General features: G+C 55.2%; 20 protein-coding genes. 1 reads left to right on the top strand and 19 read right to left on the bottom strand.

What is annotated here, in order from left to right:
* Positions 1 to 117: 117 nt before the first annotated feature.
* The gene (locus TH25_RS00325; RefSeq protein WP_114086451.1) at positions 118 to 504 is read right to left on the bottom strand and encodes a RidA family protein; all 387 of its coding nucleotides are present in this window, start codon (positions 502 to 504) and stop codon (positions 118 to 120) included.
* A gap of 66 nt (positions 505 to 570) precedes the next feature.
* On the opposite strand from TH25_RS00325, the gene TH25_RS00330 reads away from it, so the two are divergent.
* Positions 571 to 1101 (top strand): Lrp/AsnC family transcriptional regulator, encoded by a 531-nt coding sequence (locus tag TH25_RS00330; protein ID WP_114086452.1) that lies wholly within the window; start codon positions 571 to 573, stop codon positions 1099 to 1101.
* A gap of 15 nt (positions 1102 to 1116) precedes the next feature.
* On the opposite strand, the gene TH25_RS00335 is transcribed toward TH25_RS00330, so the two are convergent.
* The 18 genes from TH25_RS00335 to TH25_RS00420 form a co-directional block, all read right to left on the bottom strand.
* Positions 1117 to 1434 carry a hypothetical protein gene (locus tag TH25_RS00335; RefSeq protein ID WP_147252958.1) on the bottom strand — a complete coding sequence of 106 codons (318 nt, stop codon included), beginning with the start codon at positions 1432 to 1434 and terminating at the stop codon, positions 1117 to 1119.
* A gap of 358 nt (positions 1435 to 1792) precedes the next feature.
* A complete protein-coding gene (locus tag TH25_RS00340; protein WP_114086454.1) occupies positions 1793 to 2080 on the bottom strand; it encodes a YciI family protein in 288 nt (95 codons plus the stop codon).
* A 180-nt stretch (positions 2081 to 2260) separates the two neighbouring features.
* Complete coding sequence (locus TH25_RS00345; RefSeq protein ID WP_114086908.1) at positions 2261 to 2689, bottom strand: rubrerythrin family protein; 429 nt, start codon at positions 2687 to 2689, stop codon at positions 2261 to 2263.
* Positions 2690 to 2959: 270 nt separating this feature from the next.
* Entirely contained in the window at positions 2960 to 3397 is a 438-nt protein-coding gene (irrA, locus tag TH25_RS00350; RefSeq protein WP_114086455.1) for an iron response transcriptional regulator IrrA, read from the bottom strand.
* Between the two features lie 226 nt (positions 3398 to 3623).
* Complete coding sequence (locus tag TH25_RS00355; protein ID WP_114086456.1) at positions 3624 to 5018, bottom strand: NAD(P)H-dependent flavin oxidoreductase; 1395 nt, start codon at positions 5016 to 5018, stop codon at positions 3624 to 3626.
* A gap of 106 nt (positions 5019 to 5124) precedes the next feature.
* The gene (gene pnp / locus TH25_RS00360; protein ID WP_114086457.1) at positions 5125 to 7248 is read right to left on the bottom strand and encodes a polyribonucleotide nucleotidyltransferase; all 2124 of its coding nucleotides are present in this window, start codon (positions 7246 to 7248) and stop codon (positions 5125 to 5127) included.
* 214 nt (positions 7249 to 7462) lie between these two features.
* Positions 7463 to 7732: a 30S ribosomal protein S15 gene (gene rpsO / locus TH25_RS00365; protein WP_114086458.1), complete on the bottom strand. Its 270-nt coding sequence runs from the start codon at positions 7730 to 7732 to the stop codon at positions 7463 to 7465.
* A gap of 17 nt (positions 7733 to 7749) precedes the next feature.
* Positions 7750 to 8676, bottom strand: coding sequence for a tRNA pseudouridine(55) synthase TruB (truB, locus tag TH25_RS00370; protein ID WP_114086459.1), 927 nt, complete (start codon positions 8674 to 8676; stop codon positions 7750 to 7752).
* On the bottom strand, positions 8676 to 9098 hold the full coding sequence (gene rbfA / locus TH25_RS00375) for a 30S ribosome-binding factor RbfA (RefSeq protein WP_114086460.1): 423 nt from the start codon (positions 9096 to 9098) through the stop codon (positions 8676 to 8678). The genes truB and rbfA overlap by 1 nt, the downstream gene beginning before the upstream one ends.
* 22 nt (positions 9099 to 9120) lie before the next feature.
* Positions 9121 to 11922: a translation initiation factor IF-2 gene (infB, locus tag TH25_RS00380; RefSeq protein WP_114086461.1), complete on the bottom strand. Its 2802-nt coding sequence runs from the start codon at positions 11920 to 11922 to the stop codon at positions 9121 to 9123.
* Between the two features lie 80 nt (positions 11923 to 12002).
* Positions 12003 to 12593 carry an RNA-binding protein gene (locus tag TH25_RS00385; RefSeq protein ID WP_114086462.1) on the bottom strand — a complete coding sequence of 197 codons (591 nt, stop codon included), beginning with the start codon at positions 12591 to 12593 and terminating at the stop codon, positions 12003 to 12005.
* A 19-nt stretch (positions 12594 to 12612) separates the two neighbouring features.
* On the bottom strand, positions 12613 to 14172 hold the full coding sequence (gene nusA, locus TH25_RS00390) for a transcription termination factor NusA (RefSeq protein ID WP_114086463.1): 1560 nt from the start codon (positions 14170 to 14172) through the stop codon (positions 12613 to 12615).
* 9 nt (positions 14173 to 14181) lie between these two features.
* Positions 14182 to 14721 (bottom strand): ribosome maturation factor RimP, encoded by a 540-nt coding sequence (gene rimP, locus TH25_RS00395; protein WP_114086464.1) that lies wholly within the window; start codon positions 14719 to 14721, stop codon positions 14182 to 14184.
* A gap of 164 nt (positions 14722 to 14885) precedes the next feature.
* On the bottom strand, positions 14886 to 15527 hold the full coding sequence (locus TH25_RS00400) for a biliverdin-producing heme oxygenase (RefSeq protein WP_258548961.1): 642 nt from the start codon (positions 15525 to 15527) through the stop codon (positions 14886 to 14888).
* 127 nt (positions 15528 to 15654) lie between these two features.
* On the bottom strand, positions 15655 to 17052 hold the full coding sequence (locus TH25_RS00405) for an HlyD family type I secretion periplasmic adaptor subunit (protein WP_258548962.1): 1398 nt from the start codon (positions 17050 to 17052) through the stop codon (positions 15655 to 15657).
* Positions 17049 to 18908 (bottom strand): type I secretion system permease/ATPase, encoded by a 1860-nt coding sequence (locus TH25_RS00410; RefSeq protein ID WP_258548963.1) that lies wholly within the window; start codon positions 18906 to 18908, stop codon positions 17049 to 17051. Before TH25_RS00410 ends, TH25_RS00405 begins: the two co-directional genes overlap by 4 nt.
* Before the next feature lie 129 nt (positions 18909 to 19037).
* A complete protein-coding gene (locus TH25_RS00415) occupies positions 19038 to 19766 on the bottom strand; it encodes a heme acquisition protein HasA (RefSeq protein ID WP_114086466.1) in 729 nt (242 codons plus the stop codon).
* Between the two features lie 174 nt (positions 19767 to 19940).
* Complete coding sequence (locus tag TH25_RS00420; RefSeq protein WP_114086467.1) at positions 19941 to 22598, bottom strand: TonB-dependent receptor; 2658 nt, start codon at positions 22596 to 22598, stop codon at positions 19941 to 19943.
* Positions 22599 to 22852 lie beyond the last annotated feature (254 nt).

The raw sequence follows: 22852 nt of genomic DNA on the forward strand, positions 1-22852 counted from the left end.
ATTGAAAGGCCGCGATGGTCTGAGCTACTTCGGACATCCTGATAAGAATGTTCAGGGTTTAGCTATGCCGTCATCAGTGCAATACTGATCCAACAGGTATGTGTGGTTACGACAGCCCTATGCGGCGGCAACAATTTCAATCTCTACCAACCATTCAGGCTTCAATGTCTGAACGACAATCGCCGTGGTGGGAACACGTCTTTCTCCCAGAGCCTGAAGTCGGGCATCCTGATTGGGCTGAACAAAAGTGACGTCCGATAAATAGCTTGTGACGCGCACGATGTTTTCCGTCGTCATATCCGCCTCGGCAAGAATGCGCCGAATATTGGACCATATCAGCGACAATTGATCGTCAAGACCGTCAGGGGCCGTGCCATCAATATCAAGCCCCATTGTGCCGCTTACAAACAAAAAACGGGCAGCACCCGTTACTTCCATCGCATGTACATAATCGGGGGTGGCGGGATAGATGTCATTCCGGGGGTTCTTTGGTGTCATCTTCATATTGAATCTCCTTTTGTAAAAATATAAAATCACGAAATAATTTTCTGCAAAATTGGATTTTCTCGAATGAATAAAGAAACAGAAGATGTTCAGCGGAATGAAAGGCCGACACGCGCGCTGGATGCTTTTGACCGAAAAATATTAAGGTCACTTGTCGAGGATGCCCGCCTGTCCTATGCGGAAATGGGCGAAGCCGCCGGACTCTCCGCCCCGGCCGTGCATGAGCGTGTCAAAAGGCTTCGGGCATCCGGTGCGCTAAAAGGCATGCAGGCAACGCTAGACGGCGCACAGGTTGGCAAACCGTTTCTTGCCTTTGTCCATGTCGATGCGGATGGGTGGGGAAAAAGCCAGCGCATGATCCGGCTAAAGGAATTTCCCGAGGTCGAGGAAATGCACTCGGTCGCCGGGGATACCTGTGTGATCCTGAAGGTCAGAACCGCCAGCGCACATGCAATGGAACAATTTCTGTCTCAGTTATATGTTCTACCGGGCGTAAGAGGCACCAAAAGCTATGTCGTTCTATCGACTTATCTTGAACGACCGGTTCAGGCCGATGTCACCCATGACTGGCCGCAGGTGCCGCTGCCTCCTGAATAAGTATGCTTGCAAACCTTAACCCGGTACAGCCGGAATAACCTGTTTCAAATCAGGTTCGTTATGCAAAAAAGTGATCTGGAGAGAGCCTGAAATTTCGCTATCATCAGGGATCGAAGCCACATCCGTGCCGGGATCCCGGCGGGTGGACTCTTCGATCATCAGTCCGCATTCCCGCAATGTGGCGCAAAAACCCGGCAGATCGCGGGCTGTCAGGGTAAAACGGATCGTCGTCATTTTATTTGAATAAAAATGGGCGTCATCGACCCAGCCATGCGCCAGGGTCAGGGCATCCTGAACCTGGCGGATAACAAGATGACGATCCCGGGAAGTCATGGCTTGAAAAACAGGGCGATGGCGTCTCACAATATCACCTGGCAGGATGGGGAAAGAACACCTTCATGATAATCCTGGATCCGAAACACCACAATATTCATGTAAATTTTATCCGCCAAAGCAGTAATGCCACGAACACAATTTGGCGAACGGACCCGGCACTTTACCCCCCAAAACACCCCTTATGGGGGGTAAAATACAGCCTGTTCCCCCGTCACAGGCAAGCTGACGGAAAGGAGGCCCGGTGACTGATGGCAGCCCGAAACCAGTTGCGCATGCAACAGGCCCGGAATCTGCCCTGCCCGCCGGCAAATAGAAAAATGCAGCCTGAGTGATCAATCAGTGGACGGCATAGCGGTTATTTCACCAAAACCTTTTCAAATCCGCTCGCCATCATGCCCGGTTCAAATTCGATGATTTCATAACGGGCAAGACCTTTCCTCCGAAAGGGATCGCAATTCAGGTAATCCTCCAGCTTTTCGCGCGTGCACCGGGCCAAAATAATGCCGCCATCGCGCGGTTTTTTGCGCCCCGATGCAACAAAGGCACCACTCTCGTAACAGTGCTTGAGCCATTCAACATGGTTCGCCAGTTCCGCGTCGATTTCACGAAGATCGACAAGGTAGGTCAAGTTGACAATGAACATTCAATCCGTCATCCGGTTTCACATATACAGGCCCGGTCGTGCCTTCCCTTTGGCCTGCAAATAACGACCACTTCCCAAAAGCAGCCGCGCTGATGTTCCCCAACGTCAGTTTTTGTGTCTGGTGCGCCATCTAACGGCGCATATAGGAACGTTTTTTGTTTTGACAGTTTGTTATCTGTTTTAGTCAACAGGCTCGCCCAGTTCACGCAGGGCGCGTTCAAAACGCTCGGCATGCTGTTTTTCCACCCGGCCAAGGGTTTCAAACCAGGCGGCAATATCCTCCAGGCCCTCTTCACGGGCAATACGTGCCATTTCCGGATAGGAATTCACACCCTCGTCCCGTTCGGCCTGCAAGGCCGCGCGCAAATTGCTGCGGCTGTCGCCAAAGGGCAGGCCCGTTTGCGGATCACCACACTGTTCCAAAAATTCCAGATGCCCGAAGGCATGGCCGGTTTCGGCCTCGGCGGCACTGCGAAACAGTTCGGCAAGCCGGGTTTGGCCTTCAATATCCGCCTGCTGGGCAAAATAAAGATACCGCCGGTTTCCTGCCGCTTCGGCAGCAAAGGCGGAACGCAGGTTTTGCTCGGTACGTGTTCCCTTTAGCGCCACATGGGCCCCCTGTTTCTTATATGTCGAGATATGAAAAAAGGACGGCACGCGATCACCCGCATTGCCGCCCTTCTATGTGTTTCAATATCGGTGCGCGTCAAGAACCAAAGGGGCGTTTGGCAACGCGCCGGTTGGTTTTCATACCCCTGTCACAGCAGCGGCCATATTTACGCAAGCCCAATGACCGTTACAAACGGCACAATGGCAGCAGTTGAGCAGCGGCTTTACATCAGGGATGAAAACCCGGCTTAAGTGCAGTTGCAGCAAAACTCACGCCGCAGCGTGGCGTTCCTGCTGGCGGCGCAAACGGAAGACCAGATCTACCGAAGACAGCTCTGTCCCGCGTGGCATGTTGGGAATACGGGCCAGATGAACCGCATCAGCCGGAATATCCACCAGGCTGCCATCATCCTCGCAATAGAAATGATAATGCGGGGCGACATTGGTGTCGAAATAGGACCGGCCGGAATCAACGATGATTTCACGGATCAAACCGGCATCGGTAAACTGATGCAGGGTATTGTAAACCGTTGCCAGTGAAACCTTCACATGCTGTGCCATTGCCTCGGAATGGAGCTGTTCGGCGGTCACATGACGGTGGCCGGCATCAAACAGGAAACGGGCCAGGGCAAGGCGCTGGCGGGTCGGACGCAGACCGGCTTCTTTAAGGCGGTTCAGTGCATGGGTGTAAGGCCGCTGGATGCTCATAATGATGCCCCTTAACAAAGTTTTTAACCGGCAGTTGAAGGACAACTACCCGTTGATGTCGAGGCTATATTAGACAGAGCTTAAAGTCGTTTTCTTTGATTTTGATCAACTATAATTGTTCTTATGGTCGATTGAAGGACCAATGTCGAAAAAAAAGAGGGCCGGTTGATCACCGGCCCCTCCCGTTTTTCCCGCAACGCAAGGTTGCTTTTGGAAATTCCGCACCCTAGTCACCTGTGGTAATGCGGTCCACCAACTGTTTGACAGTCGGAATGAACCCGTCCGCATAGAACGGATCTTCGGCAAACTTGTAGGCATTGTGCCCGGCAAACATCAGTTCATGTTCGACATTGGCGCCATGCGCAATGTTTTGCAGGGTTTTCTGAATGCAGAAAGACCGGGGATCGGCGCGCTTGCCCGTTGTGCCTTCATGTTGCTGCCAGTTGGAAAACTGGCACTGCGACAGGCACCCCATGCAGTCGATCTGGTCTTTTTTGATTTCCAGCGCACTTTCGGGTGTTACGAAAACCATCGTGTCATCCGGGGTTGGCATGCCTTCGGTATAACCGGCCTCAAGCCAGCCACGCACCTTGTCGGCATCGTCTTCGCGCACATAAATCGGACGGCCACGGCGACCCAGCGGAATGCCCACATGCAAATCGGCTTCCGCTGTCCGCGAATAGCGTACCTGACGGTCCGAACGCTGATGCAGGTCTTCCAGGAAGCTGTTGCGCACCGCCGAGCTGTAAAAGCCGGTCGGGCTGAATTTATGCAGCGAAACGTCACCATCCTTAAGCGTCAGAAGGCGCTTTTTCCATTCATCGGAAATCGGGCTTTCCCGGGTCAGAAGCGGGCGAGTGCCATACTGAAACGCCACCGGGGCCACTTCGGGGTTTTCGATCCAGTCGGCATAGTCGCGCAAATACCAAACCCCGCCAGCCATAATGATCGGCACATTATTCAGACCCACGGAATTCATGAATTCGCGCAGAGCCCGCACCCGCGGGAACGGATCTTCAGGGACCAGCGGGTCTTCGGAATTTGACAGGCCATTATGCCCGCCAGCACGCCACGGATCTTCATACACCACACCGCCCAGCCATTCCGGGACCTTTTTATAGGCCCGTAACCACAGCGCACGGAACGCACGGGCAGACGAGACGATGGGGTAATAATAAATGCCATAGGAGGCAGCAATGGTGGAGACCCGATAGGGCATACCGGCCCCACAGGTCACACCGTGGACCAGCCCCTTGGTTCCTTCCAGAACGCCTTCGAGGATGGCCTCGGCCCCGCCCATTTCCCACAGCACATTCACATGCAGGCGGCCTTCGCCATTGCGGGTTTCATGGGCGATTTGCGCCTGGGCAATACCGCCCTTAATGCCATAGGACACCAGTTCATGATGGCGTTCACCACGGGTTTTGCCTTCATAGCTGACAGGCACAATATTGCCCTCAGCGTCATAGTAATCTGCATTGACGGCAGAAAACGTGCCAATACCACCGGCCGCAGCCCATGCGCCTGAGCTTTGACCTGTCGAAACAGAGATGCCTTTTCCGCCTTCAATCAACGGCAGAACCTCTTTTCCCGACATGACGAGCGGTTTAAGGGCTTTCAAGTTCGTCTCTCCCATTCGGCTTTTCGGACAAGCGGGTTATCCAAGTCGATGCGAGGAGGGGCGGCGTCTGTTGTTGTTATCGCCGCCCGCCCCCGTTTACCTTACATCAGGCTTCAGCAGCATCAAGGTCAGCGCCGGTTTCCTGGTCAACACGCTTCATCGACAATTTGATCTTGCCGCGGTCATCAAAGCCGATAACCTTGACCTTCACCTTGTCGCCTTCCTTGACCACATCGGAAACCTGTTTGACACGTTCCTGTGCCAGTTCCGAAATGTGAACCAGACCATCGCGCGCACCAAAGAAGTTCACGAATGCGCCAAAATCGACAGCCTTAACAACCTTACCTTCATAGATATGGTTCAATTCGGGTTCTGCAACGATCGATTTGATCCAGTCAACGGCCTGCTTGCCTTTTGCGCCATCGGTATGGGCAACGGTGATCGAGCCATCGTCTTCGATATCAACTTTCGCGCCGGTTTCTTCGCAAATTTCACGAATAACCTTGCCGCCAGAACCGATAACGTCACGGATCTTGTCTTTCGGGATCGAGAACTGGGTGATGGTCGGGGCATTGCCCGAAACTTCACCACGGGCTTCCGGCAGGGCCTTGGACATTTCGCCCAGGATATGCAGGCGGCCATCGCGGGCCTGGCCCAGGGCAATCTGCATGATTTCAGGCGTTACCGAGGTGATCTTGATGTCCATCTGCAGCGAGGTGATCCCATGATCGGTCCCGGCCACCTTGAAATCCATGTCGCCAAGGTGGTCTTCGTCGCCCATGATGTCCGAAAGAACGGCGAAATCTTCGCCTTCCTTGATCAGACCCATGGCAATACCGGCAACCGGGCGTGCCAGCGGCACACCGGCATCCATCATCGACAGCGAGGTTGCACAAACCGTTGCCATCGAGGAAGAACCGTTCGATTCGGTCACTTCCGAAACGATACGCACGGTATAGGGGAAGGCTTCCTTGGTCGGCATCAACGGATGAATGGCGCGCCATGCCAGCTTGCCATGACCGATTTCACGACGTCCCGGCGATCCCATACGGCCTGCTTCACCAACCGAATAGGGCGGGAAGTTATAGTGCAGCATGAAGCCTTCACGGTATTCACCATCCAGGGCATCAACGATCTGTTCGTCCTGGCCGGTGCCAAGGGTGGCAACAGCCAGGGCCTGGGTTTCACCACGGGTAAACAGGGCCGAACCATGTGCGCGCGGCAGAACCGAAACTTCACCCATGATCGGGCGCACGTCAGAACCGGTACGACCATCAATACGCTTGCCGGTTTTCAGGATCGCACCGCGAACGATGTCTTTTTCCAGATCCTTGATGATCGAGGAAATCTTGCCTTTCAGGGCATCATCGATTTCTTCGTCTGCCAGCTTGGCAACGATTTCTTCCTTGGCCGCTGCAACCGCGGCGGCACGCTCCTGCTTGACAACATGGCCATAGGCCGCGGTCAGGCTTTCGGTGCCAAGGGCGGCAACTTTTTCGACCAGGGCATCATAGCCTTCCGGCAGACCGGCAATGTCGCGCGGGTCTTTGGCGGCTTCTTCCGCCAGTTCGATGATCAGGTCAATCACCGGCTGGAATTTTTCATGACCGAACTTGACCGCACCCAGCATCACATCTTCGGAAAGTTCCGATGCTTCGGATTCAACCATCATCACGCCGTCACGGGTACCGGCAACCACCAGGTCAAGATCGCTTTCCTTGATGGCTTCGGTTGACGGGTTCAGAAGATATTCGCCGTCTTTATACCCCACACGGGCCGCGCCAATCGGGCCGAGGAACGGCAAACCGGAAATGGTCAGTGCGGCCGAGGTCCCGATCATGGCAACAACATCAGGATCGTTTTCCATGTCGTGCGACAGAACGGTACAAACGATCTGGGTTTCGTTGCGGTATTGCGGGTGGAACAGCGGGCGAACCGGACGGTCGATCAGACGGGAAACCAGGGTTTCCTTTTCCGACGGACGGCCTTCGCGCTTGAAAAAGCCACCCGGAATTTTACCAGCGGCAAATGCCTTTTCCTGGTAATTCACGGTCAGCGGGAAAAAATCGATGTCCGGGCGCGGCGACTTGGCACCGACAGCAGTACACAGAACAACGGTTTCACCATATGTGACCATAACCGCACCATCTGCCTGGCGTGCCACCTTGCCGGTTTCCAGAACCAGCTTGGCATTACCCCACTGCATTTCCTTGCGGACGACATTAAACATATTACTTCCTTCCAAACCTACTTGCGGACCAAGCAACTCTTACACGAGATCCGAACACATTAATTATGAGGCTTTTGCGTCAAGCGACATAATTAATGGGTCCGGACAAACCGGGCGTGTCCAGCCATTCTGGATCTACCCTCCCGTGCATCCGGATCCGCGGGACAATAAAAAACGACGGCGGAGGGATAAACCGCTCCGCCGCACGTCAAAATCAGCGGCGAATACCGAGACGCGCGATGATCGCTTCGTAACGTTCGGTATTTTTGCGCTGCAGGTATTTCAGCAACCGGCGGCGCTGACCAACCATCATCAGAAGACCACGACGGCTGTGGAAGTCGTGGTTATGTTCTTTCATGTGTTCGGTCAGGTTTTTGATCCGTTCGGTCAGAATGGCAACCTGGACCTCGGGGGAACCGGTGTCGCCTTCTTTCTGGCCAAATTCTTTGATCAGGTCGGTTTTACGTTCAGCAGTAATCGACATCAGGCATCCTTTCGCCTTTAAAGATTAAATACACGCACCGGGCGGATTTCGCCGCCATGAATCTCGGCCAGCGCAACAGCGCGGTCGTTCAGCATGGCACAGACGATCCCGTCCCGGGCGACGGAGGTACCGAGTTCGCTCCGCTTGACCACCGGCAACAGCCCGACAGGCTGCCCGCTGGCAAGACGTTGCGCCTCGACTTCGGTCAGGGCCAGCGCCGGGATGTCGTCCAGCGCGGTCTCGACCGGAAGCAGTTTTTCCATTACCGCCTCGGGATCCATCTCCAGCAGTTCCTGCAGGGGAATGGAATCACCTTCCGCAAACGGCCCCGCCGATGTCCGGCGCAGGGCGGCAATGTGGCCGACAGTGCCAAGGCGCAGCGCAATATCGCGCGCCAGCGACCGCATATATGCCCCTTTGCCCGACATTACATCGAACACGGCATGATCGCGATCAGGCATGTCAACCAGACGAAGATCTTTTATCAAAATCGGACGCGCTTTCAAAACCACGTCTTCATCGCGGCGCGCAAGGTCATAGGCCCGTTTGCCATTCACCTTGATTGCCGAAAATTTTGGCGGCACCTGCTGAATTTCGCCAATGAATTCACCCAGCACGGCCTCGATCTCGTCGCGAGTCGGGCGATGATCCGATGTGGCAGTTACATCGCCTTCGGCATCATCGGTGCTGCGTGATTCCCCGAATTTCAGGGTAACGCGGTAACTTTTACTTCCATCCATGACATAGGCGACGGTTTTTGTCGCCTCGCCAAAGGCAATGGGCAAAACGCCGGTCGCCAGCGGGTCCAGTGTCCCGCCGTGCCCGGCCTTGGCCGCATCAAGCAGACGACGCACCTGGTTAACCACGGTTGAAGACGTGATTTCCAGGGGTTTGTCAACTGCCAGCCAGCCGCTGATTATTTTGCCGCGACGCCGACGCGCCATCAGTCGTCCTCTTTGTCGTAATCATCCGAATCGCTCTCGGATGACAGGTCCTGTGCCACATGCGGGTCGCGCAACAGCTCCCCGATATGATCGGACATATCAAAGCTGGTGTCTTCGACAAATCGCAATGCCGGGACATATTTCATATGCACGCTATTGGCAACATGACTTCGCAAAATACCCTTCTGGCGTTTCAGCGCCTCTAGGGTCGGTTTGGCATCACCACCGCCTAACGGGGTGACGGCCACCATTGCATTGCGCATGTCGGGACTCAGGTCAACCTTGGTCACGGTAATCGGACGACGCGACAATTCCGGGTCGTAAATATCACCGCGCTCAAGCGCATAGGACAGCGCCTGGCGGATTTCCTCCGCCACGCGTAACTGTCGCTGACTGGGGCCTTTGGCTGATTGCTTCGACATATCAGTATCAATCGCGTCTTGCTTAAAGCTCGACTGCGACTTCCTCCTGCTCGAAGCACTCGATCACGTCGCCAACGGCAATGTCATTGTATTTCGCAAAGGACATCCCGCATTCATAACCCTCGCGGACTTCCTTGACTTCGTCCTTGAAGCGACGCAGCGTCGAAAGTTCGCCGGTATGAATGACAACGTTGTCGCGCAGCAGGCGCACGCCCGCACCACGCTTGACCGTGCCTTCGGTAATCATACAACCGGCAATGCGGTTGCCCGAAATGGTGAACACTTCGCGGATCTGCGCATAGCCCAGGAACTTCTCGCGAACTTCCGGCGAGAGCATGCCGCTCAGCATGGCCTTGGTGTCATCGGCAACATCGTAAATGATCGAATAATACCGAATATCGACATTGTCACGGCGGGCCTGTTCACGGGCCTGCTGGTTGGCACGCACGTTAAAGCCGATGATCAGCGCGTTCGAGGCACGGGCCAGGGTCACATCGGATTCGTTGATCCCGCCAACACCGCTGTGAAGGACGCGAACACTGACTTCCTCGTTACCCAGCTTCTGCAGGGTGCCAATAAGAGCCTCGACCGAGCCCTGCACGTCACCCTTGATGACAACCGGCAGTTCCTTAAGGTCGCCATTGCTGGTGAACATGTTTTCAAGCGCCGATTTCTTCATCGCGGCAGCCTGCTGTTCACGAATGCGACGCTGGCGGAAGTCGGAAACTTCACGGGCCTTGGCTTCGCTTTCGACCACAACAAAGTCATCACCGGCAGATGGCACACCGTTAAGGCCGTTAACCTCGACCGGCATCCCCGGAATGGCTTCCTGAACGCGCGTCCCGTGATCGTCGATCAGGGCGCGGACACGGCCCCATTCAGCACCGGTGACAAAGATATCGCCGGTTTTAAGCGTCCCACGCTGCACCAGAACCGTGGCAACCGGGCCACGACCCTTTTCCATACGCGCTTCAACGACGACGCCATCGGCAACGCGGTTCGGGTTGGCTTTCAGGTCCAGCACTTCCGCCTGCAACAGGATGGCTTCCTCAAGGTCGGTCAGTCCCATGCCAGCCTTGGCCGAAACTTCAACCGCCTGCACATCACCGCCCATTTCTTCCACAACAACTTCGTGCTGGAGCAGTTCGGTTTTCACGCGGTTGGCATCGGCACCCGGCTTGTCCATCTTGTTGATGGCAACAATCATCGGTACTTCGGCGGCCTTGGCATGGCTGATGGCTTCGATGGTTTGCGGCATGACGGAATCGTCAGCAGCCACCACCAGAACAACAATGTCCGTGACCTGGGCACCGCGCGAGCGCATTTCGGTAAAGGCGGCGTGGCCCGGCGTATCGATAAAGGTAATTTTGGCACTGTTGGCCATCGTCACCTGATAGGCACCGATATGCTGGGTAATGCCACCGGCTTCGCCGCTAACCACGTCGGTTTTACGCAGCGCATCCAGCAACGAGGTTTTACCGTGGTCAACGTGCCCCATCACGGTCACGACCGGCGGACGGGAAATAAGCTGCTCGTCGGTATCATCGGCAACAACCAGCGCCTCTTCAACGTCGGCATCGGAAACGCGCTTCATGTTGTGGCCGAATTCCTCGACAACAAGCTGGGCGGTATCGGGGTCAAGGCTCTGGTTGATGGTGGCCATAACACCAAGACCCATCAGGCACTTGATCACATCGGCGGCACGTTCGGCCATACGGTTGGCAAGTTCCTGGACCGTAATGGTATCGGGAACAATAACTTCGCGAATAACTTTTTCTTTCGGTTTCTGCTGGCCCTGGTTACGGGCTTTGGCTTTGGCCTGCTGGCGCTTGATCGAGGCCATCGACCGGCGACGACCGCCTTCATCACCACTCATGGCGGTGTTGATCGACAGCTTGCCACGGCGGCGGCTGGTATCTTCGGTCTTGCCACGCGACCCGCGACCGGCAATTTCGGCTTCTTCCGCCCGCTTGCGCGCAGCTGCCGAACGGACTTCTTCCTCGTCCAGTTCCTTGCGGCTTTTGGGCTTGGAAGCAGACGGGGCGGCACGGCGACGTTCTTCGGGTACCAGCGGTTCAGCCGGTGCGCCCGGAATGACTTCTTCCTCAACCTTCTTGCGGGCTTCGGGTTTCGGACGCGGCTGGGCCTTGGTGCGCGGTGCGGACGCATCGCGGGCCGGTTCACTGCCATCATCTGCTGCTTTTTTCGCAGCAGGTGCCTTTGCCGGTTCAGCAGCGGCCTCGGTTTTGGCCTGGGCGGCCTCTGCCTTCGCCTTTTCTTCGGCCTGGCGGGCGGCTTCTTCAGCTTCGGCTTTCTTGCGCGCGGCTTCCTCTTCGGCCTTGCGGGCCGCTTCCTTGCGCGCCTGTTCAGCGGCAGCTTCTTCCTGCTTGCGGCGTTCCTCGGCGGCCATCAGGGCGGCCATACGGGCGGCACGCTCGTTCTGGGTCAGGCTGCCCTGGTCATCATTGCGCGGGCGCTGCGGGGCCGGTTTGGGCTTGTGGCGCTGCGGCGATGCCGGTTTGGACGCGGCTGGCGCAGGCTTCTTGGGTGCCGGGGCCGGGGCCGGTTTGCTTTCCGGTGCCGACGAAGGCGTGCTTGCCGGGGCCGCATTTTCAGCCTTGGCAGCATCATCCTTGTTCACTTCGCGGAAGCGGCCGGATTCGTTCTGTTCAAAAGTACGCTTCTTGCGCACTTCCACGGCCACAGATTTGGACCGTCCGTGCGAGAAGCTTTGGCGCACCTGCCCAGCCTCGACCGTCTTGCGTAATTCAAGCTTCGATCGATTGAGGCTTAGCGGCTTCTTCTCCTGATCGCGATCACTCATAATCCGTCCAACTTCCTCATTTCCTGCGGGATCGGTCGCCTGGCGGCCAATCCTGTTCTTCCGTACGGCGCGGCCTGCCTTCAGGCTGCGCGAAATCCTTCAAGCCGCTCTAGTGCCCGGCTTAGGCGTTGCGCCAGACCACCTGGAGCAACAGCCGCATGTACTGCGTGATCGCGGCCAAAAGCCGCTGCAATCTCGGCAGCATCCAGAACGGAAAAAACCGCTATATCGGCAGCTTTCGCCGCGATACGCGCCTTTCCGTCCGCAGCACCGTCACGTGCCGCCAATATCAGTTCCGCGCCGTCATCTATCTGGGCGCGAACCTTCTCAAACCCGGCGACAGCCTGCCCGGCACGACGCGCCAGAGACAGCAGATCAACGCATTTTTGCGACAGCATTGCTTCAATCCTGTCTGCCAGCGCCGGGTCAATCACGACTTTTTGCCGCGCCGCCCGGGCAAAGGCATTTTTTGCACAGGCGGTATTTACCACATCCCGCGACGGGCACAACCATAATCCCCGTCCGGGCAACCGTTCATCCAGATCGGGAACGACACTGTTATCCGGGCCGATCACAAATCTGATAAGGTCTTCTTTTAACCGGACCTCGCCGGTGACAATGCACCGGCGCTCCGGGAGCTCGCGTTCCTTGCCGCCTTTACGGTGCGACATGGTCCCCTCCGATCAGCGATCAGGCGTCTTCGCCTTCCGCTCCGGCTTCGCCGGTTTCTTCTTCCAGGTCATCAAACCAACCCAGACGACGGCGGGCTTCCATGATCAGTTCATTGGCCTGGTCAAGGGTGATGGTTTCGGCAGAGCCGGCAAATTCAATCAGCTCGTCGCTGGCAAGATCGGCGAAATCTTCAAGATTCTTGACGCCATTTTCGCCAAGCTGAACCGCAACCGCAAGCGAGATTCCCGGGAATTCGACCAGATCATCCTGAACGCCAAGTTCGTCGCGGCGGCCCTGAAGGCGCTCGGCTTCCTCGGCAAGATAGCTCCGCGCACGACCGCGCAGTTCTTCGGCAAGTTCTTCCTCGAAACCTTCGATTTCCGCCAGTTCGGCCAGCGGCACATAACCGACTTCCTCGATCGAGGTAAAGCCTTCAGCCACGAGGAGATGGGCAATCACCTCATCCACGTCAAGGGCCTTGATGAACATTTCAGCGCGCTTGCGGGCTTCTTCCTGGCGACGTTCGCTTTCGTCTTCCTCGGTCAGGATATCAATATCCCACCCGGTCAGCTGGGATGCCAGACGCACATTCTGACCACGACGGCCAATAGCGAGGCTCAACTGATCGTCGGGCACAACCACTTCGATGCGGTTGGCGTCTTCATCAATCACAACCTTGGTGACTTCGGCCGGAGCCAGCGCATTCACCACAAAGGTTGCCGGGTCTTCCGACCACTGGATGATATCGATTTTTTCGCCCTGCAATTCGCCAACAACCGCCTGGACGCGCGACCCGCGCATACCAACGCAAGCCCCGACCGGATCAATCGAGCTGTCCGAGGACTGAACCGAAATCTTGGCGCGCGACCCGGGGTCACGGGCAACCGATTTGATGGTGATAATATTGTCGTAAATTTCCGGCACTTCCTGGGCAAACAGTTTTGCCATGAAAGTCGGATGGGTTCGCGACAGGAAAATCTGCGGGCCGCGCTGTTCACGACGCACATCCAGGATCAGGGCACGCACCCGGTCCCCCTGGCGCATGGTTTCACGCGGGATCAGTTCTTCACGGCGCAAAATGGCTTCGGCCCGGCCCAGATCGACCAGAACATTGCCAAATTCGACACGTTTGACGGCACCATTGATGACTTCGCCAATACGGTCCTGATATTCGTTGAACTGGCGTTCACGTTCGGCATCACGCACCTTTTGCACAATCACCTGTTTGGCGGTTTGTGCAGCGATACGGCCAAAGTCAATCGGCGGCAGCGGATCGATCAGATATTCGCCAAGCTGGATGTTTTCGTCACGAATACGCGCCTGTTCCAGCGACATCTGGGTGAAATCGTTTTCGATGTCATCGGTGACTTCGATAAAACGTGCCAGGCGAATTTCGCCGGTTTTGCGGTCGATATGCGCACGAATGTCATGTTCATGGCCATAACGCGAACGGCCGGCCTTTTGAATGGCCTGCTCCATCGCCCCCAGAACCTCGTCCCGATCAATGCCTTTTTCGCGGGCGACAGCATCAGCGACCTGCAAAAGCTCCGGCCGCGGCATTCCCGAAGTTGCTTCCATATCCAACCTCTATTCTGCGTTGTCGTCAGACCGGCGCGGGCCGGTGACATGCGCGATCAATTCATCTGTCAGCACGAGTTTCGCCTTTGCGATATCGGCCAACGGCAACAATTCGCGTTCGCCGTCCACTATTATGGCGACCGCATCATCTTCGAGTCCATCCAGCTTTCCGCTGAAACGGCGGCGACCGGCAACAGCCACCACCAGTTCGACCTTGGCGTCAAAACCGCGCCAAACATCAAAATCCTTGCGCCGGGTCAGGGGCCGGTCAATTCCCGGCGAACTGACTTCAAGATTGTAAGCACCGGAAATCGGGTCATCGACATCCAGCAATGCCGACACCGTGCGGCTGATTTCAGCGCAATCCTCGACATTGATGGTGCCTTTTCCTTCGGGGCGATCCGCCATAATTTGCAGGATCTGGCTGTCCTTGCCCATCATGGACACACGTACCAGTTCAAACCCCAGTGCCTCTATCGACGGTGCAATAATATCCGCGATCCGCGACAAAAGCGGGTCTTTCAACTGCTGTCCGATCAGTTCAGCCATATAGAATGCCATACCCCAAAATGCACAAAAGAGCGGGCCGGGGCCCACTCTTTGTTACGTTTTACAAAAAGCTTGCGCGCTGTATAACGCCATTTTCCACAGAAATCAAGTCACGATCCTGTCTGTAACGGGCTTTCAACCAAGGGATAACCTGCCCTTGCGCGCTAGGCGGCCAGTCGTTGATCCTCAAGCAGAAGACCGTGAAAAAATGCAAACGCATCATGGGCCCCCTGCATGAATTCCGCTTCTTCGGCTTCATCCAGCTCAAGTTCGTTTAATTGCGCAACAAATTCGCGCCAGTGCCTGCCACGGCCATCGGCATGGCCGCGCAAATGACGGGCCCCAAATGTGTCATCCAGGCCAATATTGCCTGCCGCCTTTAACAAAAAGGCCGCCCCGAGGCTCGACCCTTCACAGACATAAAGCCAGCCCAACCGGCCCGGCCCTTTTTGCGGGGCTGCCATGTGTGCCGCTGACGGCGTGGTATCTTTTGGCCGGGCAACATCAAGATCGGCCAAATCCGCACAAACATCGTCAAACCGGCTGCGCGATGACAGGCCGGGGATCAGATCATTCAAATCCGGCGCCGCATAAAGCGGCTTCATCACCCGGTGAAAGCAATATTGCATTTTGAGAAAGCGGGCATAATTGACCCGGCTGTCAAACGGCTTCATCGCCATGACCATATCGTCAATTTGCTGATGATCATCGCGGGTTGCGGCTTTTACCCGTTCGATCCGGGTCATGGCTTGCGCGCTTGCCCCTTGTGAAGACTGGTTCACATTTGCAGACTGATTGGCATTCATTGTGGCTGGCCCCCTTCATCTCGTCCTGAAAATGGCAGGTCTGCACATTGTGTGCATGTCCCTTTGAATCTGAAACGAACCAGCCCTGCCCATATCTGACATTCGCACAAAATAAATCGGCATGGCGTTATTCCTCACGAAAGGCGCGGGCGAACTGGTCGGCCAGCGGTTTTAGGAAATAACTGAGTGCAGAGCGTTCGCCCGTGGCAATAAAGGTTTCCACCGGCATACCGGGCATCAGCGGATGATCGCCAAGCCGCGCCAACTCGCCCGGTGTGATGTGCATCCGTACCGGATAGAAATTTTCACCCGTTACCTCGTCACGCGACAAATCGGCTGCGACAAAATCCACCTGACCGGCCAGTTCCGGCGTGGTCCGGCGGTTAAAGGCGGTAAAGCGCAACATCGCCTTTTGCCCCGGATGGATCTGGTCCACATCCTGCGGGCGGGTGCGAACCTCGACCACCAGCGCATCCTGATCCGGCACAATGCCCATAATCTTTTCGCCCGCGGCAATCACCCCGCCTTCACTATGCACCTGCATTTGATAAATCGTGCCCGCATAAGGGGCGCGAATGTCGGTGCGCTGCAACTGGTCCACCAGGGCAATTTGCCGTTGCCGTAGTTCGGCCAATTGGCGTTCCACATCCGAAAGATCGGTCAAAACTTCGGTACGCCGATCCCGTTCCAATTGCAAAATGGCCATTTCGGTTTCGGCGATTTGGGTTTGAATCGCGGCAATTTCGGATGTCAGCTCGCCATGCTGCCCCTCAAGACGGGCCTTTTCACGGCGCAAGGCCGCCACACGGGTCACGGGCACCAATTGCTTGGCAAACAGCATTTCCAGCCCGGAAAGCTCGTCCGCAATATGGCGGCCTTGTTCAATATTGGCCGTTTTCTGTGCTTTAAGGCCGCCAATCCGTTCTTCCAGTTGCAAGCGTTTTTGCTGCAATTGCTGTTTTTCGCCATTCAGGCTGTTTTTGCGGGCCTCAAACAGGCGCGTTTGCGCATGGATCAAATCGGCAATATCGGGCTGATCGCGCCGGGATGCCAAAACAGCGGGCACGACCGGCACATCCTGTTCATCACGTTCCGCCAACAGGCGCATATGGCGCGCCGTCAACGCATCAATCTGGCTTTCGACAATGCCAAGGCTGGCCCTGGCCCGTGTATCATCCAGCCGCACCAGCATATCCCCGGCCTGCACATGATCACCATTGCGGACATATATCTGTCCAACAATGCCGCCATCCGGATGCTGGACAACCTTGGCATTGCTTTCCACGACAATCTTGCCGTTTGCCACCACCGCGCCGGACAGATCCGCCAGCATCAGCCATGCCATAAACAGGGCAAATAACGCCAAAATTGATCCGGCACCAAAGAGCATATGCCGCCGCAGCGAATATAGGGCCAGGCTTGGTTTATCCCCGTATGGCCGCGCCAGACCCGGCATGCCGGCAACGGGCTGCGTCCCCGCAACTGCCCCGGCGGAAGCGATCATGCGTTTAAACGGATGAATCATGCGCTTTCTCCGACCTGGCGCAGGGTTTTGCGCAAAATGTCATCGCGGCTGCCAAAGGCAACCTGCTGACCGTTCTGGATCACGGTGGCGTAATTGACACAGGCCAGAATATGCGGCCGATGGGCAATCATCACCACGATCGCGCCGCGTTCCCGCAAGGCGACCACCGCCTTGATCAGGGCCTGTTCGCCATCGGCATCCAGGCTGGCATTGGGTTCGTCAAGCACCACCAGAAACGGATCATCAAACAGGGCCCGGGCCAGACCAATCCGCTGGCGCTGCCCGCCCGAGAGCACAATGCCGCCCGCGCCGATTTGTGTGTCATAGCCATTGGGAAAGGACTGGATCAGGTCATGCACCCCGGCCATTTTGGCTGCGGCAATCACCTTTTGCGCATCGGGCCGGGCGGCGAGGCGGGCAATATTGCGCGCAATCGTATCCTCGAACAATTCCACGTCCTGTGGCAGATAACCCACATGCCGCCCCAGATCATCGCGCGACCAGTGCGACAGTTCCGCCCCGTCAAGGCGGATGGTCCCCTGCAAACAGTGACCAATACCGACAAGGGCACGGGCGAGCGTTGATTTTCCTGACCCGCTGGGGCCAATCACGCCCAGGCCATCTCCGGCCTTAAGCTCCAGCCTTGTCACCTTCAATAAAACACGCCCCGTCCCGCTGCCGGTTCTGATACCGGTTTTACCAGCCGGTCGGGCCGACCGCACCGATGGCGCATGCACAGCCAGAGTTTGTACGGTCAAACTTTCGCACGGGGCGGGCAGGGACAGGCGGGGTTGATCCCCCCCGGCGGAAAAGGCGGTTGTGTCCCTGAGTATTTTACCAATCCTGCGATAGGCCTGCCGGGCAGAAACAAATCCGCGCCAATTGCCAATCGCCTGTTCCACCGGCGACAGGGCGCGTGCCGTCAGGATCGAGGCTGCCACCATCGCCCCGGGCGAGACTTCCTGCAAAATCGCCAGATACGCCCCCAGCGCCAGCACCCCCGACTGCATGGCAAGGCGAATGACCTTTATATAGGCGGTAAAGGTCGAGGTGACGTCGCCAGCGGCGGTGTTGGTTTGCAAATAGCGGTCATTGACCATTGCCCAGCGGCCCAGAAACGCCGGGACCATCCCCATAGCGCGCAACACCTCGGCATTGCGGCGCCCGGCTTCCAGCAACAGGCTGCGCCGGGCGGATTGATGATTCAGCCGTTTGACATGACGGCGGGAGAGGATTTCGCTGATCAGGGTCAGGCCGATCAACACCGCCCCACCGGCCAGGGCCAGCACACCCAGCCAGGGATGCAATAAAAACACAATCCCCATAAAAAGCGGCATCCAGGGCAGGTCGCAAATTGCCACCGGCCCGGCACTGCCGACAAACTGGCGGATCTGGTCGAGATCATGCACCGGCCGTGCCTCGGAGCCCGGATGATCCAGCGGATTGCTCAGGGCATGTCGCAAAACATCCGGCCCAGTCTCTTCATCCACACGCCAGCCGATCCGCACCAGCATCCGGGCACGCAAGGCATCGGCCGTGCCCAAAAACAGATACAGCACCAAAACCAGAATGGTCAGCGCCAAAAGAGTGGGCATGCTTTGGCTGGCCAGCACCCGGTCATAGACCTGAAGCATGAAAAGCGGGCCGGTCAGCATCAGAATATTGGAAACGCCACTGAGCGCGGCAACACAATAAAAGGCGCGCCGCAGCGACGCCATGACCCGCGCCAGAGATGACCCGGACGACCCGGACGAACCGGCAGCCCCGGACAAACCTGATGCGCCGGATGCCCCGACAGATGGGGCAGCGGAATAGGAGGAGGGGGAATAGGCAGCGGTGCTGGCACGCCAAAGCATGACTATTGGTGTTCCCGTGATTTGCCGGTAAGGTAAGGGTGGGTGTCGCCCATTTTGCCGTGCGCGACACCCGAGCAGACCATACGCCCGTTCCGTGATGAGCCGTCGCGGAACGGGTTTTATTTTGCCTTAGACAAAATCATTCTGGTCAATGGTTGCAAAATCAACGCCCGCCAGGGTCACGGTACCATTGGCATGGGTGATGACGGTGTGGCTGGAATCACCGCTGATGGTGACATCATTGTAATCCAGCCCGATCTGGTCGCTGCCATTTTCAAAATCGGTGATCGTGTCATCGCCAAAGCTGGCACTGGCATCGAATTCAAAAACGTCTGCACCGCCATTGCCGGTCAAAACGTCATCACCCGACCAGCCTTCAATCACATCAGCCCCGGCACTGCCGTTAATGGCAACACCCTGGGATGCAAAAATGTTGTCCAGGCTGTCGGTCGAACCGCCGCGCAAGTCAGCCAACACATCATTGGTGTCTGAATTTCCAAGATTGAGCCCGGAAATATCAACCGAAGAATCAGTGTATTCAGCAAGGCCCGTTGAACTGTCCACACTAAGCGTTTCGCCAAATGATACGGAATCGAGATTCCCAGAAACGGTGTGATTCATGAAGTTGTAACTGAATTCGCCGGTACCTGTTTCAGCAATAAAACCACCCGTATAGCTGCTGGCACTATCCTGATCATCAAGGGTGAATTGCTCACCTGTAAACGGCGTAGCGCCCCCGCGAAACTGGCAATAATTGCCAGAACCGGCAGAAAAGTTGGTATTAAAGTCATTCAGAGCGGCCTGCAGATCAACACCATTACCCGAAGAATCTGCCGTCAGATCAATTTGAATAGCCATTACTAACTCCTGTGATATGTGCTTCCCATCATCGGGAAGTAATAATGATTATGATTATCATTATTTTGGAGTCAACAGAAAATATCGTTTTATTTCAAATACTTAATTAAAAAAGCACTAAGCAGTCGGCGACATATCTGTCGCCGACTTGATGGATACCCAATCTGGAAACCTTCAGAAATTTCCGCTTAAACTCACTGTGATGGTCCGACCTGGAGCCGGAACATAGCCACCTGTTGCGTAAGCCTCATCTGTCAAATTGTTCACGGAAAATCCCACACTCACCGCTTTGTCGACTTCATAGCTGCCGTAAAGATCATACGTCCGATAACGGTAGAAAATTCCGTTATCGACAGTGGTTGAGGATTCCGAAATATTACGCGACGGATAAACAAAGGTAGCGCGAGCCCCCAACACCAGATCTTCATCAAACAGGCGAACACCACCATCAACCGTGAATTTGCGTTTGGGCAAGGTGTAGACTGTCGAAATGCCCTGAATATTTCCGTAGCCCTGCGTATAAACTTGGGTCCCTGCCGGAAAATTCAAAGGAAAAATGACCGGATTGTAATCGCCAACCATATCTGTATCTGCCTGGGAGAAAGTCCCGCCGATGTAAAAAGTCCGGGCATCGTAAGAAGCTTCAATTTCGGTACCAGTAATATCAACCGGATCATACAGATTTACAAAAGCTTCCGCTTGCTCTGAAACACAAAATCCGAAATTGCACCCTGGCGTAGGCTGGTAAACCTGCCCCAAAACCACATAATTATCGATCCGCGTATGATATCGGGCAATTCTGGCGCGAAATCCGTCCTGCTTAAACAAAACATTGTCATACTTGAAATTGATACCAACTTCACGCGTGACAGATTCTTCAGCTTTAAGATTGTTGTTTGGAAGAAATGCAATTGGCACGCCAGCAACATGTGAGCCTTTAATCATACTTTCCATGATTGAAGGCGGACGCATGTTTTCCCGATAACTTCCATAAAACTGGATACCGTCGATCGGTGTTACAGCCAGCCGGGCAGAGGGAGAAACCTTTTGACCATTCATATCAATGTCAACCGGCGTACCACCCGTGTCACAGTTTTGATCTGCTACCGGTGTAAAAAAGCCGGTTTTACACCAATAAGACGTACCCCTTAGCTGATAACGATCAAACCGAAGCCCAGCCGTCAGCTCGAAGATACCATTATAGTCAAATGTCGCATTTCCAAACGACCCATAAACATCACGGCGACCACTTGGTGTTGAACCCTCGAGTTCATAAGCAGCCCCATTCGCCTGATTTCCTATAGACTCGGAAGACGTTTCCGCTTCATCGCGAAATGCTTCAACACCATAATCGAATGTAACATTGCTGTTCTCAAGTCCCGGATTATCCGGATAGACCCGGCTGGTATTTTCTGCATCAAACCCATAAGTATCAACACGATACAGTGTTTGATACGCCTTCGTATTGCTTCTCGGCGGACGATATTGGTTATTTTGGGTCCGCGTCCACCAGACGCTGCTTTTAAGATCAACAATTTCGGAATCAGGATTCCAGTGATGTTTCGCTGTTACAGTATGCGTCTCGACATCATTGAAATCATTATAGATATTGTTTGCGTCTGTCGTTTTGCCAAAGCTGCTGGTAAAACCAACATATCCAAGATTTAAATCCTGTTCCTCGTTGAAATGAATATTGGCCTTTACCAACCCGGAAGTCTGACGTTGATAAGTATAAGCCTCATGCCCATTATCGGCTGATACGGTTGTTGGGGTCCCGCCACTATCAAAGGTGGTATAAAGGGCAGGATTATTTGTGCCTCCCTTATAATCACCAACCACTTTCCGACTTACGGCTGCCGCCATGTCAAATTTTGGGGAAAATCGCATCCCGGCGGAAATATCACCGGCAAAATTATACTCGTTTGTCCCGCGACGGATATCATATTTGCCCCCCCATTTTTCGTCGGCATCAAGAATATCGTCGGTATTCAAGGTACGCATGGTAACGATACCGCCAGAGGTTCCGGCACCGCCAACCCCTGACAAATCGGTTTTTTCCACAACAACATCTGCCAATAAGGCCGTATCAACATACGCCGAGTTGGAAATGCCGTGACCAGACTGGTTGTAATTCTGTCGTGCACCATCAATATTCATGTTGACCCGGCCTTGATCCTGCTGTCCTCGCACATTAATCGACAGCCCGGGAACCTGTTGATTTCCATCAACCTTTACACCAGCCAGGGGTTCAAAAATATCTCCTGCCGTTCGGCCTGGAACTTTACGCATTTGTTCTCGCGTAATGACACTTGTTGACCCTGGTGTTTCATAAACCCAGTCAGGATTTCCCATATATCCCGGTTCATTCATTGTTCGTGCCGAAATAACCACCGGCGCAGTCATGACGGCAGAAGATGACTGATCCATCTGGTCAGTCTGATGCGCCACAATCGACACCGTATGTGAATCCAGCACCTGCCATGTCAGGCCGCTACCACCTAATAAACGATCCAGCGCCTGGCGCGCCGTCATGTCACCGGCAAAGGCAGCCGTCAGGCGATTGGTCGGCAGGCTGCCATCAACCACCACATCAATGCCGGTGATTTTTGAATATTCCACCAGCGCCAGAGCGAGCTTTTGGGCCGGAATATCAAAACGGTACGATTGATCCAGGGTACCACTTTGTGCCAGTTCATCCCTCGCAGGACGGGCATCTGCCCCCACATCGGTCCCCGCCAGTGCCCCCTGCGGGATAAATGCCAGCAAACATCCGCAAAGCGCGGTCGCAGCAAGCGTTTGCGCCAAATCGCTGCGTCTTCGTCCCAATGTCATGTCCCCTGACACCAACGTCCGGCAGATCCCCACGGATAGTCCATTTATGCGTCTCCTAAATATGCAAATGCTTCGCATTATCTTTGTCTATCCATTATGACGAACTGAAACGTCAGATATCCGAAAGGAGGGGAAACATTTTTTGCAAATAATTTTTATTATCAAAACAGAAAGGCAAAAAGGAGGACAAGGAACAGTTCTGTCGAAGGAGCAGGAGCAAGCCAGCAAGACGGGCAATGCCAAAAACGGATGAA

The sequence above is a fragment of the Thalassospira profundimaris genome (assembly GCF_003326755.1).
GTDB classification, from domain to species: domain Bacteria; phylum Pseudomonadota; class Alphaproteobacteria; order Rhodospirillales; family Thalassospiraceae; genus Thalassospira; species Thalassospira profundimaris_B.